General features: G+C 39.9%; 13 protein-coding genes. 5 read left to right on the forward strand and 8 right to left on the reverse strand.

Annotated elements, in window-relative coordinates; genetic code table 11:
• Positions 1 to 39: 39 nt before the first annotated feature.
• Together cimA and cysS are read right to left on the reverse strand one after the other, a co-directional pair.
• The gene (gene cimA / locus N5852_RS06815; RefSeq protein WP_410004201.1) at positions 40 to 1,662 is read right to left on the reverse strand and encodes a citramalate synthase; all 1,623 of its coding nucleotides are present in this window, start codon (positions 1,660 to 1,662) and stop codon (positions 40 to 42) included.
• On the reverse strand, positions 1,662 to 3,167 hold the full coding sequence (gene cysS, locus N5852_RS06820; protein WP_262097088.1) for a cysteine--tRNA ligase: 1,506 nt from the start codon (positions 3,165 to 3,167) through the stop codon (positions 1,662 to 1,664). The genes cimA and cysS overlap by 1 nt, the downstream gene beginning before the upstream one ends.
• Positions 3,168 to 3,868: 701 nt before the next feature.
• Between cysS and N5852_RS06825 the strand changes: the two genes are divergently transcribed.
• The 3 genes from N5852_RS06825 (at position 3,869) to N5852_RS06835 (ending at position 7,290) form a co-directional block, all read left to right on the forward strand.
• Entirely contained in the window at positions 3,869 to 4,921 is a 1,053-nt protein-coding gene (locus N5852_RS06825; RefSeq protein WP_262097089.1) for a zinc ABC transporter substrate-binding protein, read from the forward strand.
• Positions 4,922 to 5,180: 259 nt separating this feature from the next.
• Positions 5,181 to 6,038: a glucose 1-dehydrogenase gene (locus N5852_RS06830; protein ID WP_262097090.1), complete on the forward strand. Its 858-nt coding sequence runs from the start codon at positions 5,181 to 5,183 to the stop codon at positions 6,036 to 6,038.
• A complete protein-coding gene (locus N5852_RS06835; protein ID WP_262097091.1) occupies positions 6,031 to 7,290 on the forward strand; it encodes a D-mannose isomerase in 1,260 nt (419 codons plus the stop codon). Before N5852_RS06830 ends, N5852_RS06835 begins: the two co-directional genes overlap by 8 nt.
• A 329-nt stretch (positions 7,291 to 7,619) precedes the next feature.
• Here N5852_RS06835 and N5852_RS06840 read toward each other — a convergent pair whose 3' ends face one another.
• Positions 7,620 to 8,762 carry a tetratricopeptide repeat protein gene (locus N5852_RS06840; protein ID WP_262097092.1) on the reverse strand — a complete coding sequence of 381 codons (1,143 nt, stop codon included), beginning with the start codon at positions 8,760 to 8,762 and terminating at the stop codon, positions 7,620 to 7,622.
• Between the two features lie 167 nt (positions 8,763 to 8,929).
• On the opposite strand from N5852_RS06840, the gene comJ reads away from it, so the two are divergent.
• Positions 8,930 to 9,502: a competence protein ComJ gene (gene comJ, locus N5852_RS06845; RefSeq protein WP_262097093.1), complete on the forward strand. Its 573-nt coding sequence runs from the start codon at positions 8,930 to 8,932 to the stop codon at positions 9,500 to 9,502.
• A 76-nt stretch (positions 9,503 to 9,578) separates the two neighbouring features.
• Here the strand turns inward: comJ and N5852_RS06850 are convergent, their stop codons facing one another.
• A complete protein-coding gene (locus N5852_RS06850; protein ID WP_262097094.1) occupies positions 9,579 to 10,007 on the reverse strand; it encodes an organic hydroperoxide resistance protein in 429 nt (142 codons plus the stop codon).
• A gap of 312 nt (positions 10,008 to 10,319) precedes the next feature.
• Positions 10,320 to 12,998: an aminopeptidase N gene (gene pepN / locus N5852_RS06855; RefSeq protein ID WP_262097095.1), complete on the reverse strand. Its 2,679-nt coding sequence runs from the start codon at positions 12,996 to 12,998 to the stop codon at positions 10,320 to 10,322.
• A gap of 319 nt (positions 12,999 to 13,317) precedes the next feature.
• Between pepN and N5852_RS06860 the strand changes: the two genes are divergently transcribed.
• Positions 13,318 to 14,310, forward strand: coding sequence for a DMT family transporter (locus tag N5852_RS06860; RefSeq protein ID WP_262097096.1), 993 nt, complete (start codon positions 13,318 to 13,320; stop codon positions 14,308 to 14,310).
• Positions 14,311 to 14,348: 38 nt separating this feature from the next.
• Here the strand turns inward: N5852_RS06860 and N5852_RS06865 are convergent, their stop codons facing one another.
• The 3 genes from N5852_RS06865 to N5852_RS06875 all read right to left on the reverse strand — a co-directional run bounded on the left by N5852_RS06865 (position 14,349) and on the right by N5852_RS06875 (position 17,067).
• Positions 14,349 to 15,233 (reverse strand): uracil-DNA glycosylase, encoded by an 885-nt coding sequence (locus N5852_RS06865; RefSeq protein WP_262097097.1) that lies wholly within the window; start codon positions 15,231 to 15,233, stop codon positions 14,349 to 14,351.
• A gap of 167 nt (positions 15,234 to 15,400) precedes the next feature.
• Positions 15,401 to 16,468, reverse strand: coding sequence for a nickel/cobalt transporter (locus N5852_RS06870; RefSeq protein WP_262097098.1), 1,068 nt, complete (start codon positions 16,466 to 16,468; stop codon positions 15,401 to 15,403).
• A complete protein-coding gene (locus N5852_RS06875) occupies positions 16,456 to 17,067 on the reverse strand; it encodes a DUF1007 family protein (protein ID WP_262097099.1) in 612 nt (203 codons plus the stop codon). The genes N5852_RS06870 and N5852_RS06875 overlap by 13 nt, the downstream gene beginning before the upstream one ends.
• Positions 17,068 to 17,301 lie beyond the last annotated feature (234 nt).

The raw sequence follows: 17,301 nt of genomic DNA on the forward strand, positions 1-17,301 counted from the left end.
AGCCTGCTATCATTATTTGATAGCAGGCTTTTTTGGGTTTTAAGCACTTTGTTGGTTTAATAAATTCTCGTCTTGTATAGTGCGGTTTTTTACCAGCTTATACACAACAGAATCAAGTAATGCTTGGAATGAAGCATCAATAATATTATCGGATACGCCAACGGTGCGCCAACGCATGCCAGATTTATCTTGGCTTTCAATCAATACGCGGGTGATCGCTTCTGTGCCGCCATTTAAAATTCGCACTTTAAAGTCAATCAGTGACATATCGGCGATTTCACTTTGATACTTACCAAGGTCTTTACGCAGCGCAATATCAAGAGCATTGACAGGGCCATGCCCTTCGGCAACGGACATATGGATTTCATCATCAATACGTAGTTTGACAACCGCTTCTGACATTAAAGCAATGCTGCCATTGCCTTGGTGTCTTCTTTCAACACTACAGCGAAAAGATTGGATATGGAAAAAATCTGGTACAGTGCCAAGATGCTTGCGTGCTAAAAGCTCAAAACTTGCATCTGCTCCTTCATAGGCATAACCAGATGCCTCACGCTCCTTAACAATATTAATAAGGCTATCAAGCCGTGGATCACTTTTTTCAACCATAATATTGCGCTGATGGAGCTCGGCAATAAAATTGGCTTTGCCACCTTGGTCTGAAACCATGACGCGGCGGCTATTGCCGACTAATTGCGGTGGGATATGCTCATAGGTTTCAGGTTCCTTCAAAAGAGCTGACGCATGAATTCCAGCCTTGGTTGTAAAGGCTGATGAGCCAACAAAAGCTGCTTGCTCATTGCTGTTGCGGTTTAATATATCGTCAAAGCTGCGAGAGATTTGCGTTAATTTTCTTAATTTTTCAGGTGTAATTCCTGTTTTAAACCGTTCTGACCAAAAGGGTTTTAAGCCAAGCGTTGCCATTAATGTAATAAGATTAGCATTACCGCAACGCTCACCAATACCATTTAAAGTACCCTGCACTTGCCTCACACCTGCTTCAATTGCTGCTAATGAATTAGCAACGGCTTGGCCTGTATCATCATGGGTGTGGATGCCAAGATGATCGCCTGGTACCACTTTGGTTACTGCTTTAATAATATTGGTAATTTCACTTGGCTGAGTGCCGCCATTGGTGTCGCATAAAACCACCCAACGTGCGCCATTATCATAGGCTGCTTTGGCGCAGGCAAGGGCATATTGCGGATTTGCTTTATAGCCATCAAAGAAATGCTCGCAATCGACCATTGCTTCTTTGCCGGTATTGTGCACAAATTGCACAGATTCAGCAATTGATTGCAGGTTTTCATCGTTGCTGCAATTGAGTGCAACGCGCACATGGTAATCCCATGTTTTAGCAACTAAGCAAATGGCATCCGATTTTGCTTGCGCTAACATACTAAGACCTGGATCATTAGAAGCTGAAATGCCAGCCCGCTTGGTCATGCCAAAAGCGACAAATTTAGCTTTATGAGTTGGTTTTTGCGTGAAAAAAGCCGTATCGGTTGGATTTGCACCAGGATAGCCGCCTTCAATGTAATCAAGGCCAAAATCATCAAGCATTTTGGCGATTGTCTGCTTATCTGCAAGCGAAAAATCAACACCTGGTGTTTGCTGTCCATCACGTAGGGTTGTGTCATAAAGGGTTATATAATCACGCATTATTTTTTCACTTCCCAGCTGGTTACACGTTCTCCGGTTTCAGGATTTTTTCCGTCCTTTAATAAGATATTATGCTTGGCAAGGTTATCTCTAATTGCATCACCTTTTGCCCAGTCCTTAGCGGCTATGGCTTCAAGTCTTAAAGCAATTTGTTGATGAATTTCATCGTCTGATAGTTCCGCTTTGCGGTAAAATAGCGGGTTTTGTTGATTGTCAATCAAATCTTGGTGGAGAAGACCAAGCAAAGCCATACCTTCGCCCAATGCTCGTGCATCGCGTTCTTTGTAAAAGCGCCTTAAGGTGGTGATTGCATTCCATGTATTAAGATCGTCGGATAACGCCTCTATCACCTCATTATCCGCACTTGTATCGATGCTGCCATCAAACTTAATGTCTCGTAATAGCTCATACCAGCGGTAAAGTTCTTCTGCACCTTCGGTTAAACGTTGTTTCGTCCAATTTATTGGTTCGCGGTAATGGGTTTGCAACATAGAAAAACGTGCCGAGAGCCCCGCCCAAATGTTGCGCAATTCTTCGCTCACTTCACCAGTAAATTGCGGTAAATCTTCATTTAAAACTTCGCGAATGGTGATGAAATTGCCAAGGCTTTTTGACATTTTTTGACCTTCAACTTGTAAAAAGCCATTATGCAACCAATAATTTGCCATACGCTCATTGCCAAAAGCCGAGCAGCTTTGGGCTATTTCATTTTCATGATGAGGGAATATAAGATCAATTCCGCCAGCATGAATATCAAAAACATTGGCCATAGGGTCATCGCATTGTAGGCCACCACCAAAAGGCTGCAATAATTTTGCCATCGACATTGCCGAGCATTCAATATGCCAGCCAGGGCGCCCATTAACGGTTATTCCAGCTGGTGAGGGCCAGCCAGGTTCGCCATTAAGCGATGGTTTCCATAAAACAAAATCCATTTCGTCACGTTTATAGGCCGCAACATCAACGCGCGCGCCAGCAATCATATCATCAAGAGAGCGGCGCGATAAAGCGCCATAGCGTGGGTGAGCACCCATGCTGGCAACGGAAAATAATACATGGTCTTCAGCTACATAGGCGTGACCTGTTTCAACAAGGCGTTCAATCATGGCGCGCATTTCGCCAAGGTGGTCGGTAGCTCGTGGCTGTTCATCAGGTGGTAAGCAGCCTAATGCTGTAACATCGGCTTGAAATTGATTGTTGGTTTCTTCTGTGAGTTTTCTAATTGCATCATTCAGTGGCAAATCTGGATAATCACGTACGGCTCGCGCATTAATCTTATCGTCCACATCCGTAATGTTGCGGGCAAAAAGCACATGATCTTGGCCATAAATATGGCGCAATAAACGATATAGAACATCAAAAACAATGACGGGGCGCGCATTGCCTATATGGGCATAATCATAAACAGTTGGACCACAAACATAAAGGCGTACATTGTTTTGATCAATCGGATGAAAATCATCTTTTTGTCGTGTGAGGGAATTATAAAATTTCAACACTGCCATGGCACCAACCTTTATGTGCGTGAATTCTTGCCGCTGATCTGGGCGCTAATCTCTGCTTAAAGGGATAACAGTGATGAAAACAACCAGACCAGCAATGAGCTAGTCAATAATAATTGTAATAATACAAATTGTGGTTTCAAATGTTTTCATAAAACATATTTAGCGCGCTTTACTAATCTGCGTCAAGGGATGTTAGAAAAATTCAAACAAAGAAATTTTATAACATCATCTCAATTCAAATTTCAGTGAACACTTTATCTTGACTGGTGGATAGTTGTTTGCAGCAAAAATCTAAAAAACTTGATGTGGCCAAAGTTTAAGCAGCGTTTAATTAGGTTATTTGTTAATAATTATCATTAATTGTTTAAGTTAACTGGTTGAATGTTTATGATTTTAAATATTCTGTATAGTTAGATTTATGGTGGCTAAAAAATGTTGATTTATTTTTGCACAATGCATGCTTTACAGCGCTATACGTATAAATTCTGGTTAATGATGCTGTGGGCTGAAAATAAAATATTGTAACTTGATTTTTAAAAGCGTATGAGAGTAAATGTTATATTATAACATTGCATATGGTGATGGTTAAGTTGTGCGGGGCTTTAATGCCAGTCTGTTAGTGTTTCAGCTTTCACCTTATATGTGGGTTAGATTTGGTATTTAAAATTTTATCCGTCAATAACGCTCTTAAAGGATGCAAAATGACAAATTTGGTTAAAAGCTTTCGCAAGTTGCTTGCCGCTTCTGTTTTTGTTTCAGTTTCTGTTTTTTCAGCAAGTGCTTTTGCTGAAGTTCCTAAAGTTACCGCTTCTATTAAGCCAATCCATTCTTGGGTTGCAACGGTTATGGAAGGTGTTGGCACGCCTGAATTGATTGTGAAAGGCGCAGGATCAGAACATGGTTATTCCTTGCGCCCAAGTGACGCTGATAATTTGGCCAAAGCTGATATTGTCTTTTGGGCCGGGCCAAGCATGGAAACATTTTTGATTAAGCCTCTTGATAACCTTGCTGAAAAAGCAGACAAAGTTGCTCTTTCTGAAATTCCGGGCATTGAGCTTATTGATATGCGCGAAGGTGGTATGTTTGAAGCCCACAGCCATGATCATGACCATGAGCACGAACATGCAGAGGCTGACCACGATAAGGCAGAAATGGCCGATGCACATGACCATGCTCATGAGCATGCCCACGATCATGAGCATGAAAGTGCAGAAGCTGATCACGACCATGAGCATGAACATAAGGATCTACATTTCTGGTTGGATCCTGAAAATGCGAAAGTAGCAGTGAAAGATATTGCTGAAGTTTTAGCAAAAAAAGATCCAGAACATGCCGATCGTTATCGCGCAAATGCAACGGCTTACATAGCAAAACTTGATACCCTAATTAAGCAAGTTAATAGCGAGCTTGCACCGGTGCGCGGTAAGCCATTTATTGTTTTCCATGATGGTTATCATTATTTTGAAAAACGCTTTGATATTCCAGCTGCAGGTTCCATAACTGTAAATCCTGAGCAAGCACCAGGTGCAAAACGTATTTCAGAAATTAAAGAAAAAGTAAAAGATTTAAAGTCCGCTTGTGTCTTTTCAGAGCCTCAATTTGAACCCCGCGTTGTAAAGACTATTCAAGAAGGGGCAACGGTTAAAACTGGTGAACTGGATCCACTTGGTTACGATATTCCAGAAGGACCAATGCAATATGAGCTTATGATTGAGAAAATTGCCCATTCATTGAAACATTGTCTTTCTGAATAATTAAAACTTTTTGGCCCGCTTGGTTTATAAGCGGGCCATTTTATCTGCGACTTTAATTAAATTTGTGATTGGTAAATTATATTTTACTAAAATATTATGTATCAAAAATTGGCTTTTTAAATTTTATCTAATTGATATTTAACGCAATTTTTTTCTTTTTTTGGAAATACGGTTTAGCGTGCAAATTTAGCTATATTTTTAATGCAACCATTAATGCTTGCCTCCGTTTAGCTTTAATAACCCAAACGGAGTACGTATTATGAAAATTCCTCCACAATCTCAAGATCAAATGCCAGGTGTAGAGTCTAAATTAGTTCCACCAGCGCAACACATCCGCGATAGCTATAAAGGTTCAAGCAAACTAGCTGGTAAAAAGGCACTTATTACAGGTGGAGATAGTGGTATTGGTAGGGCCGCGGCTTTGCATTTTGCTCGTGAAGGTGCTGACGTTGCTATTATTTACCTTGCAGAAGAGGCTGATGATGGGCAGGAGGCAAAGAAACTCATAGAAGCAGAGGGTGTGCGAGCCCTAGCGCTTGAAGCGGATTTACGAAAAGTAGAAAATTGTAATAGTGTCGTTAAAACTGTTATTGAGCAATTTGGTGGATTAGATATTATCGTAAATAATGCAGGTATTCAAAAGGTCGCTAAAGACCTTGGTGAAATTTCTGATGATGATTGGCATTGGCATTTTGATATTAATGTGCATGCAATGTTTTACTTAACTAGGGCGGCGTTACCTCATTTACATAAAGGTGCATCGATTATAAACACGACTTCGGTCAATGCTTTTGCTGGAAACGATATGCTCGTCGCATATTCAACTACCAAAGCAGCTCAAGCAGGTTTTACGCGCGCTCTGGCATTACAACTAGCAGATAAAGGTATAAGGGTGAATGAAGTTGCGCCCGGTCCTATATGGACACCAATTCAGCCTGCTGGATTTGGACCTATCGATCCTCAGATCGTGGCCGATATGGGAAAAAGTGTTCCTTTGGGGCGCATTGGTCAGCCAAGTGAGGTAGGGCCGGCCTATGTTTATCTTGCCAGTGAAGATTCATCATTTATCACTGGGCAAACCATTCATGTTAACGGTGGCATGATTATCAATGGTTGACACATTAGCATCTGTTTCACCATCAGAACAAACATGGTTACATAGCCAGCGACATCATCGCTGGCTAGAACAGCAAGGGCAAAGGCTGTTAGATTTTTCAAAAGAGTCTCGCGTAAAAAACGGTTTTACCGCTCTTAACGATCAGGGTAATCTTCCGGACAACGCGGTTGCTCAAACAATCATAACTGCCCGTATGACTCACGCATACGCCTTGGGTTCTATATTAGGCTTACCTGGTTGCGCGCCGCTTGTAAAACATGGTATTAAGGCTCTTCTTGGGCCATTGCATGATGATAAGCATGGTGGTTGGAAACAGGCAGAAGATCAACCACAAGCAAGAAAAATTGCCTATCTTCATGCGTTTGTTGCCTTGGCTGCGTCATCAGCAGTTGTCGCGAAAACCGAAGGGGCTGAGCTTCTTCTTAAGCAAGCTGTTGATATCCTTGAAGAATATTTTTGGTCGGAAAATGAAGGAGCCATGCGCGAAAGTTTTGCGGCAGATTGGTCTGACGAGGAACACTATCGCGGTGCAAACAGTAATATGCATTCTGTAGAAATGTGTATGGCGCTTGCTGACGTGTTAAATTCTTCTATTTGGCGGCAAAGAGCTTTGCGGATTGCCCATCATATTATCCATACCAATGCGCGTGCACATAATTATCGAGTGCCGGAGCATTTTGATAAAAATTGGCTGTTAATGCGCGATTTTAATAAGGATAAACCTTATGATGATATGCGCCCATTTGGTATGACACCAGGTCATTTTTTGGAGTGGAGCCACTTGCTGCTAAAGCTTGAAGCGGCTTTACTTCTAAATGGTGAAGAAGCGCCATCATGGTTATTTGAAGATGCAAGCAAATTATTTGACGCAGGTGTGAATACTGGATGGGCAGCAAACGGCCAGCCGGGTATTGTTTACACAATTGATTGGAATGATAATCCTAATGTGAGTAATCGCGCTCATTGGGTGCAAGCCGAGGCTATTACTGCCGCCGCTGCGCTTTTAAAACGTACTGGCAATATTAAATACGAAGTTTGGTATCGTCGATTTTGGGATTTCCTCGATTTACACATGATTGATCGGAGAGGAGGTAGCTGGCATAATGAAGTTGATGGCGACAACAATCCCTCGAGTAAAATTTATGTAGGAAAGCCAGACCTTTATCATGCTTATCAATCAACCTTAACGCCGATATTGCCTTTAGCTCCTTCGCTCGCAACAATGCTTGCTCAACGTATGCATTCAAACTAAAATGAGTTTGTTCACCTGTTTAGTCATTTAATCATTTAGTCATTTTATCATCGGGCCTCATTGCATTTTTTTGAAATAGGCATAAAGCTGGATAGTTAAATGTAAGCGAAAATGAAAAAAATATAAATAAACATAAAAGGCGCCCCAAAATTGTTATAACTTATGCGCCTTTTATTTTTGATCTTAAGGTCCCTGCAAAATTTGTGTCATATATGAACAATAACGGGGAAGCCTTTTTTAATTACTTGCAACTCTTCCATAGGGATAAAGCTTAATTCATTAAAATATCGTGGTTTGTAAGACATTTTATGCTTTGATATAACGAGGTGTTAATTTAACGATTGTTTGATGTTTTGCAAAGCTTCTATTGCCTCTTGGTCTCCCTGAGTTGCGGCCATTTGATACCATTTGATGGCTTCGTAGGTGTCTTGGTTGACGCCATCGCCAACCAAGTACATCCTTCCCAGTCGAACTTGCGCTATGACATCATTTGAGCTCGCTGCCATTATGAACCATCGAGCCGCTTCTTTCTTGTCTTGCTTAACGCCATTACCATTATAATACATTGAAGCTAATCTATACTGATAATGAGTGTTGCCGAGCGCGGGTGCTGCGAGCCTAAGTAATTTAACTGCTTCATCCATGTTCTTTTCAACGCCATACCCATATTCATATTTAACGCTTAATTTAAATTGTGCTTCAGCGTGGCCGTGTTCTGCGGCGATCTTATACCATTTTAATGCTTTTACCTCATCTTCGGGAATGCTCGAAGCTCCATCATATAATCGTGCTAATTGATACTGGGCTTCAACGATGCCTTGTTCGGCTGCGAGCCGCATCCATTTAATCGCCTCAATATTATTATCACCAATACCATGGTGACCATCATACATTAGGGCCATATTATACTGGGCATTTGCGTCGCCTTGTTCTGCCGCCATTTTATACCATTTGATTGCCTCGTCCCTATCGCGTGGTACCCCATCGCCTTTAAAATATATTAAGCCTAATTTATATTGCGCCTCTGTAGCGCCTTGCTCAGCTGCGCGTTTAAACCATTTAATTGCTTCAGCCTTATCTTGTGCAACGGCATAGCCATTATAATAAATGATGGCTAAATTATATTGTGCGGGAGTTACGCCTTGTTCTGCGGCAAGTTTAAACCATTTAATAGCTTCACCCGTGTTGCGCATTAAACCATCACCCTCATTATAGATTAAACCCATATTATATTGGGCTTTAGCATGGCCTTGTTTAGCTGCCCGTCTAAACCATTTATTGGCGAGGTGCGGATCTTCATATTTAAATTTGCCATCATGGTATAATTGCCCCAATTCAGCTTGCGCAGAAGCAATTCCTAAATCAGCCTTAAGCCTTAATATTTCATTGTCTCGATAGTGAAAAGAAATAAAATTTATAAATATAATGCCGGTAAGAAATAAAAATAATGCAATTTTAATATATTTTTTCATATTAGTTTCCTAAAATATATTGGCTAAATTGTAATGATATTATACTGTTATACGGAGATAATAAATAATGCTTATTGTATTTGTGTGGATATAAAATTAAAGTGTTATATTATTTATCATGTAGTAAAGGTTGAAATATAATATTATAATTGAATTGGAAGATATTTATGCAAGATATGCTGTTACATTTATTGGCATTATTTGCTTTATGTTGCACATTTGGGGGAAGTGCATTGGCTGAAGAACATCAATATATAATTGAAAAGCCGATATCTATTACCCATGGTCAAGTAATTGTTTTTGATCAGTCAAATCCAAAATATTTATTGTGGACTGACGAGCATGTGGCACAAGGTTTTGGTTGGTTAAATGGATCAGTTTCCTTTGGTATCCCCGACCGTGATGGTTGGCCGCTTGTCAGGTTGAAAATAGTGGATGAGTTCCCCCCATTAACACCAGATGTAAGGCGAGCTATTAGGGTGCCTTTCCATAGTAATTCCAATATTGTAATTGCAACTATTGTTGATGACATACCAACCCCTATTGGCGCAGGAGATTACAGTATTGAATTTAGGATGGTAGATGTGCCGCCGCCAGCTGATGATCTTAAGGATCCTTCATATGTTATTGATTTTTTGATCAAAAAGGGTAAGTCAGACGAGTTTAAAATTTTAAGAAAGTCTGATGAAGTGACTTCAGATGATGTTATTACAAAAACTGGAAAGCCTGTCGGATTTTAGTTTGATAAAACAAAATAATAAAGGCGCCCATCCGATAGGGTGAGCGCCTAAATTTGAATTTTTTAATAATCAGAATTTAAACAATCTTGATTTGCACTTCCACATTGCCGCGTGTGGCATGAGAATAGGGGCAAATTTCATTATGGGCAGTAAGTGCCGCCATTTCAGCTTGTTGCTTATCAAGGCCATCAAGATGAACGTTAAGTGTTACAACTAATTGAAAGCCACCTCCCTTACGAGGGCCAATACCAACATCGGCTTTAACCCAGCTATCTTCACCAATTTTCATGCCCTTTTGGGCAGCAGCAAAACGGGTTGCTGATTCAAAGCAGGCTGCATAGCCAGCTGCAAAAAGAGTTTCAGGATTTGCGCCGACTTTGCCATTGCCGCCCATTTCTTTTGGTTTGATCAAGTCTAGGTTGATGGCACCATCTTGGGATGTAACATGACCTTCGCGGCCGCCTTTGGCTGTTGCACTTGTGGTATAAATAACTTTTTCTAACATGTTTGCTCCTAAAATCTTCAAGTGAATATTGCCCAATTGGGGGTGGAGTTAAGTTGTATGCTATTGAGTTAGGTTAATTCGTCAATTCTGTTTTATCGCAAAATTCTTACTTATTTTGCAAAAAAGTTTTTGCCTAAAAGTGGTTCTGCTGGTTATCACATCGTATATTGAGTAGCGATTGAACATTTTCATGATCCAAACAATTGATTACTATGCTGTTAAATTTTAGCATAGTAATCAAATATCTAATCAATATTACTCCATTATATAGCGTCTTGTTCTTATTGAACAAGATTATAAGTGGTCTTATAATCACTTATTTTTATGGTTCTTTTTATCGGTCTTTTTATCTTTATCACCACTTAGTAATCTGGCGATAATATCATTAACATCGTTGGATAAATTTTCTGCTTTGGCGATTTGTTTTAAGGCGTTTTCAAGCTTGTGACGGCGGTGTTGCTCTAGTGAGCGCCATGACCGTAGAGTTGTTAAAAGGCGAGCTGCAAGTTGTGGATTTTTTCGATCAATGTCGATGATCGTTTTCGCTAAATAGTCATAACTTGCTCCGTCTTTACGGTTAAAAGCAACGGGGTTGCCACCAGCAAAGGCACCAATTAATGCACGCACTCGGTTTGGATTGTCAAAGGAAAAATGTTTGTGCTTGGTAAGCTCTTGCACTTTTTCAAGGGTTTCCACCCTTGCGCTGCGCGCTTGTATACCAAACCATTTGTCGATAGTTAGCACATCATCGTCAAAACGCTTTTCAAAGTCATCAAGAGCTGATTGTGCTTCTTTAGATTGGGCAAAGTTTTGTACTAAAATATTAAGTGCGGCAAGCCGATCGGTCATGTTATCTGCCTGATTATATAAAGCACTTACTTGTTTAGGCGAGTTTTCAGCCATTGCAATATAATAAAGCAATGTATTAGCTAATGCGCGCTTTCCAGCATTAATTGCATCAGGCGTGAATGGCTTGGCAGGCGTGATAGCTTTATAAAGTGCGTTAAAACTTGCTTGATTTTCTTTCGCAATAATTTCAACCAATATTTTCCTTGCTTCATGGATGTGATCGGGATTGATATTTTTTTCGACAATTCGTGCAACTTCCGCTTCGCTCGGCATGGTCAAGGCTATCGCGCGGAAAGCTGGTTCAAGGCGCTCATCATTGGCAACATTGTCAACCAGCTTGGCAAGTTTAATGCATTGCTTATGGCGCAATTTTCCTTCATGATTATGCGCATGTACCAGTTCATCCATCAAAAGATCATTGAGTGCCTGCCAACGGTTAACTGGATCTTGATCATAGGTGGCAAGGAAAAAACGCTCCTTTTTGCTTAGATTTGTTTTAAGGATAATTGGGGCAGAAAAATCACGCAAAAGCGATACCAAAGGGCGTTGCTTTATCCCCTTAAAGTGGAAGCTTTGTTTGGCCTCGTTAAGCACCAAAAGATTATCTTTACCAGCGCTTTTGGCCACGCCACTCAGCTCGTTGCCCTCACCATCCAAAAGCGCAAAGCGAATAGGAATGACCATTGGTTTCTTTTTCTTTTGCCCTGGGGTTGGGTGGATTTTTTGCTCCAGTTTAATGGTAAGGGTTTCATGTTTTTCGCTATAATCGAATTTGGCTTTTACGTGCGGTGTACCCGCTTGATCGTACCAAAGCATAAATTGAGAAAAATCTTGTTTTGAAACCTTCGCAAAGCAAGCAATAAAATCCTCAATTGTACAAGCTTCACCATCATGGCGTTGAAAATATAGATCCATGCCTTTTCTAAACAATTTATCACCGAGCAAGGTGTGAACCATGCGGACAACTTCCGCACCTTTTTCATAGATGGTAGTTGTATAAAAATTATTGATTTCGCTATATTCGGTAGGTCGTACGGGGTGGGCAAGGGGACCAGCATCTTCCGGAAATTGCGCAATTTTCAATAAACGAACTTGGTCTATGCGTTGCACGGGACGCGAGCGTTGGCTTGATGAGAATTCTTGATCTCGATAAACCGTAAGCCCTTCTTTTAAGCATAATTGGAACCAATCACGGCAGGTAATACGGTCGCCAGTCCAGTTATGGAAATATTCATGGGCAACCACGCGTTCAACATTGGCAAAGTCCGCATCTGTTTCAGTTTCTGCAGCGGCAAGAATATATCGATCATTAAATATATTCAGTCCTTTGTTTTCCATAGCGCCCATATTAAAATCAGATACGGCAACAATATTAAATATATCAAGATCGTATTCACGGCCAAAAGCTTTTTCGTCCCATGCAAGAGATCGTTTCAGCGAGTCCATTGCATAAAGCGCACGCTCAGTCTTACCTTTCTCGACATAAATGCCAAGGTCAAGTGTTTTACCGCTCATTGTTTTGAAGCTATCACGGGTAACTTCAAGATTGCCGGCAACTAAAGCAAATAAATAGGATGGTTTGGGAAAGGGGTCATGCCATGTTGCAAAGTGCCGATCCTTGCCAATATTGCCGCTTTCAACACAATTACCATTAGATAATAAAATGGGGCATTGTTTTTTGTTTGCTTCAATACGTACAGTATAGACCGAAAGAACATCAGGACGATCATAGAAGTAAGTGATCCTGCGAAAGCCTTCTGCTTCGCATTGGGTGCAAAAAACACCGCTAGATTGGTAAAGGCCCATTAATTGCCGGTTAGCCTTGGGATTGATTTTTGTAACAATTTCTAAGGCAAACGGATCGCTAGGTGGATTGTCGATTTTTAATTGGCTTGGGGTGATGGTAAAGTCTTTTGGCTCTAGTGCAATATTATCAATGGCAACGCGCACCAGTTCTAGCTCATCGCCAATGAGAATAAGCGGTGTGCCTTTTTTTGTGCCATGCCGTCTTTCCAGTGCGAGTTTTGTTGTCACTACTGTGTTTTCTGCTTCAAGAAGAAAGTCCATATGGGTTGTTTTTATTTCATATGGGGTTGGCTTATAATCTTTTAAGCGAAAAACTGGACGCTTTACCGTGTTCATGAACTTAAATCCCGATTGTTAACTTGCTTTAAGGTAGGAATAGACTCTAAAGGCTGCAATAGATTTTTTAAAAAAATATCTATAATCTTTGCATTATACTCTATTAGTTTATTAAAAGAACAATGATATTAAATAAAGCGTTATGATAATTAATTATTTATTATATGCTAGTAAAGTAGATGTAAAATTGCACAAATAATGAGCATGTGTGGTTTTGGTTGGTTGGCTGATGAGGTGGTGTTTGCAATATTATATTTTATTAAAGTAATAATATGATTTAGTGTTGGGATGTTGGGATTGAAATGGTGTTGGCTTTAATATGGGATCTATAGATAAATCGCCTGTTATTTCAGGAAATGTAATGGTCGGTATCTGGATGAAGATCACCGCCGTTGCTCTTTTTGTCAGCATGTCCACACTACTAAAAGCTGCGGTTGGAATTCCTGTCGGCGAACTTAGTTTTTTTCGCTCTTTCTTAGGTCTATTGCCAGTTTTTATCTGGTTGTTTATGCGTGGTGAGTTGCGCAAAGCTTTTTATACCAGCAATATTATTGGGCATATTTGGCGAGGTCTATTTGGTATTTTGTCGATGATGTCAAGTTTTTACGCTTTAACCTTATTGCCATTGCCTGAGTCTATCGCCATAAGCTATGGCGCGCCACTTATTTTAGTTATTTTAAGTGTCATTTTTCTACGTGAAAAAGTGCGCTTATATCGCTGGAGCGCAGTTTTTGCAGGGCTTATTGGTGTTTTAATTGTTATTTGGCCACGTATGACCGTTTTTTCAGCACAGGAAATGGATACGTCAATTGCCTATGGTGCTATTGCTGCCCTTGCAAGTGCTGTGTTAACCGCTATCGCACTTTTATTGGTGCGCCGTCTCGTTTTTACCGAGCATACCACAACAATTGTGCTTTATTTTATGATTTCTGCAAGTTTATTTTCCTTGTTAACATGGCCACTTGGTTATTTTTTAGACCATTTTGGTATAAAAAGCTCATTGCTTAATATTTGGGTTTGGCCAGATTGGCATAGTGCTTGCCTATTAATTGGCGCAGGTCTTTTTGGTGGTGTTGCTCAAATTTTTATGACGGAGGCCTATCGCTATGCTGAGCCATCAACCGTTGCACCTTTTGAATATGTGTCCTTAGTGCTAGGACTTATCATTGGTTATGTGGTTTTTGGTGATGTACCAACCACGCAAATGCTGATTGGCAGCTGTATTGTCGTTGGTTCTGGAATTTTTATTATTTATCGTGAAAGTCGATTAAATTTGTTAAAACCACAAGAGCGGGCCGCAAATTCTAAATAAAATAGTTTATTTAATAATTGGGGACAGCCAATAAATTTCTAAAGAGGTTCGTTTGATAATTCACGCATTTTCATTTTTACACTAAGTAAATCTTGCCACGTAAATTTTTTATGAAGGGGATTTCTTAATAAATAGCGTGGGTGAAATGTCGGCATAATACCAATAGTTTTACCGCCAGAGGTTACAAATTTTAACCAATTGCCACGCATGCGCAAAATACCTTCATTAACACCGGTAAGCCATGTTGTCGTGGTGCCACCAAATGCTAGTATAATATCAGGATTTGCAAGTTCAATTTGCCGATAAATGAATGGTTTGCATAATTCTACTTCATGTGGTGTTGGTTCGCGATTACCGGGCGGACGCCATGCGATAACATTGGCAATATAAACATCTTCACGATTAAAACCTATTGCCGCTAACATTTTGTTAAGCAGATCACCTGAAGGACCGACAAAGGGTAGACCTTGTAAGTCTTCCTCACGTTCTGGAACATCGCCGATAACCATAAGCTTACTTTTTATGCTGCCATCAGCAAAACACGTATTTTTAGCGGTAATTTTTAGCGGGCAGTCATCAAAATTGGTTAAATTTTGACGCAACTCATCAAGACTATTTGCACGCATAGCAACTTCGCGTGCAAGTTTAATCTGGTCGTCAAGGGGAACATAATTGGTTTTACGAGCGTTGTTTGAAGGTCTTACAGGTGGCTTTTTATTGTCAGTCGCTTTTGTTGAGGTTTGCAGCGGTTGTTGATTAGCTATTGTCTTAGTTACAGATTGGACATTTGTAAGTGCAGGCTGCGCTATAAGCCGATTGATAGGTTCATCTAATATTGCGATATCAACACCAGACTCTTGATAGAAGCGTAAAAGCTCTTCAAATGTAAAGGCTTTTTTCTGTCCAATAAGGTTTTCGCTCACGCTTAGTCTTCCTGTTTATCGCCGTTAATTTATTAGGAAATAATGAGATTTAATAATCTCATTTGTTTGCACATTCAAGGCGTTAAATCTTATATTTTAAAGCAAATTACGTGGTTCTTAAATTTAAGCCTCTATCCAAATACTCACCATGCCACATTATAAAAATCTTAACTTATTATCGAGGTTAAAGTAAGCGAAAGACCCGTAACGAAGATAAAAATTGCGGCGCACCATTCCAATGCAGATTTGAAAAACTTAAAATGGCTTTGCCTATTGGAGATTTTAAGTGCTAATGCTTTTGCATAGACAGCAAGAGAAGCCAAAAGCGAAACGGTTATAAAAGTGCCAAGCGACATAGCTAAAACTGAGACAATGCCAATAAACCAAAGATGATTGAGCGACACGAAGCTCATAACAAATATTGCGCCATTGCAGGGCCGAAGTCCGACAGATAGGACTGCCATAAGGGCAGGGCGCCATTGTAAAGGTTCTTTTACAATATCGGGATTGATCATATGGGCTTGGCCACAATCATTGCAAATTTCACCTGTGCCGTCAAATACATGATCAATCCCGCCTTTTTCATAGTTTAATCGTGGCTTATTGTTTAATGTGCTTTTACCTGAAAGGCTTGAGCTTAAGCTTGTTGGTTGATTAAATGCTAGGGACGATGTGCTTTCAAAAACGGTGGTTTTAATATTTTTTTTGTGAAAATACGGTTTAATTTTACGCCAAATCATAAAGATTCCTAAAAGCGTAATCAGAATAAAACTGCCGGTTATTAGAAAATTTGTTGCCTCGGTCAAACGCGCAGGCAAAAGTAAGAATATCAATAGAACGAGAAAAATAGCGCTAACTGCTTGCAAAATAGATGAAAAAAAAGATAGGATTATTCCGCGCTTTAAACTTGCATCATTGGCAACTAGATAGGAAGAAATGACAGCTTTGCCATGTCCTGGCCCTGCTGCATGTAAAATGCCATAAACAAAAGAAAGACCAATAAGCCAAATTGCATTTTGTGGATTTTCTTTTATGCCAGTAAGATATCCGCCTATTGTGTGTTCAAAAACCTGTTGCCAGCGAAGAATATGCATATAAAACTGAGAAAAAATTGATGAACTGTCAATTTGCTGCTCAGGTGCGCCGATACCAAGCGGTGATCTCGCAAAGGCATTTGTTAGCATGCTATAAAAAAATAAAATAGCAATCAAAGGCATAAATTTTATTTGTCGCATATTACTTCCAATTTGGGCGCAAGGCGTTGGGCTAAGTCAAAACTTGCATCGGGATTGGCAAAAAAATCTTCTGTTTCATTGGCAAGACTTTTGGATAATATCTTGTCGCCATCAGGGCGAAGCATGTAGCCTTTGCAAAAGGAAGGTAGTCCCACGAAAGAAATATCGACATCTCGTTTAAAGTTTACAGCAACATAAAAAGTTGGATCATAAAGGGTAAAACTATAACGACCACCACGTTTAATATATAGTGGGCTTTGTGGCTTGTTCTCAATATGAAGCGAAAGCTGGTTATTCTTCATATCAGCAATGAGCTTATCAGGGTTGGCAAATTTTACCGATTTACCATCGACTGTTGCCGATTGAAAATAGTCAAACTCCGCCAAAGATTCGCGAATAGTTTTGCTAATTTCGGCAAGTTCTGACGGATCAAGAAAACGGTCGCCATTTTTGTCAAAATCTAAAATTACGCCAGCTGAAAATAGAGCATCAAACAACCAATCTTGCGTGAGTTTTTCAACCTTGCCATCTTTATCAAGTTGAATTTCAACTTTTGCATCAACGAAAATATGCGGATGCGCCTGTACAATCGCAGTCATTGACCCAATGAATAATGTACTTAAAAAAAACTTCGATAGAGTTTTGATCATTTAATTTAAAAAAACCTTACATGCATTCGTTGATTTTTGATCTATGCATAACAAACTGCTTTTACATATTGTTAATAGTTGAAAGCAAAGACAAATGTTGCAATAGGATCAAAAATTGCTCAAATTGATTCATTCGAGGAAAATATGCTTTAATTATGACAAAAAGAAAACACAGACCATAGA

Source organism: Bartonella sp. HY328 (assembly GCF_025449335.1).
GTDB lineage: Bacteria > Pseudomonadota > Alphaproteobacteria > Rhizobiales > Rhizobiaceae > HY038.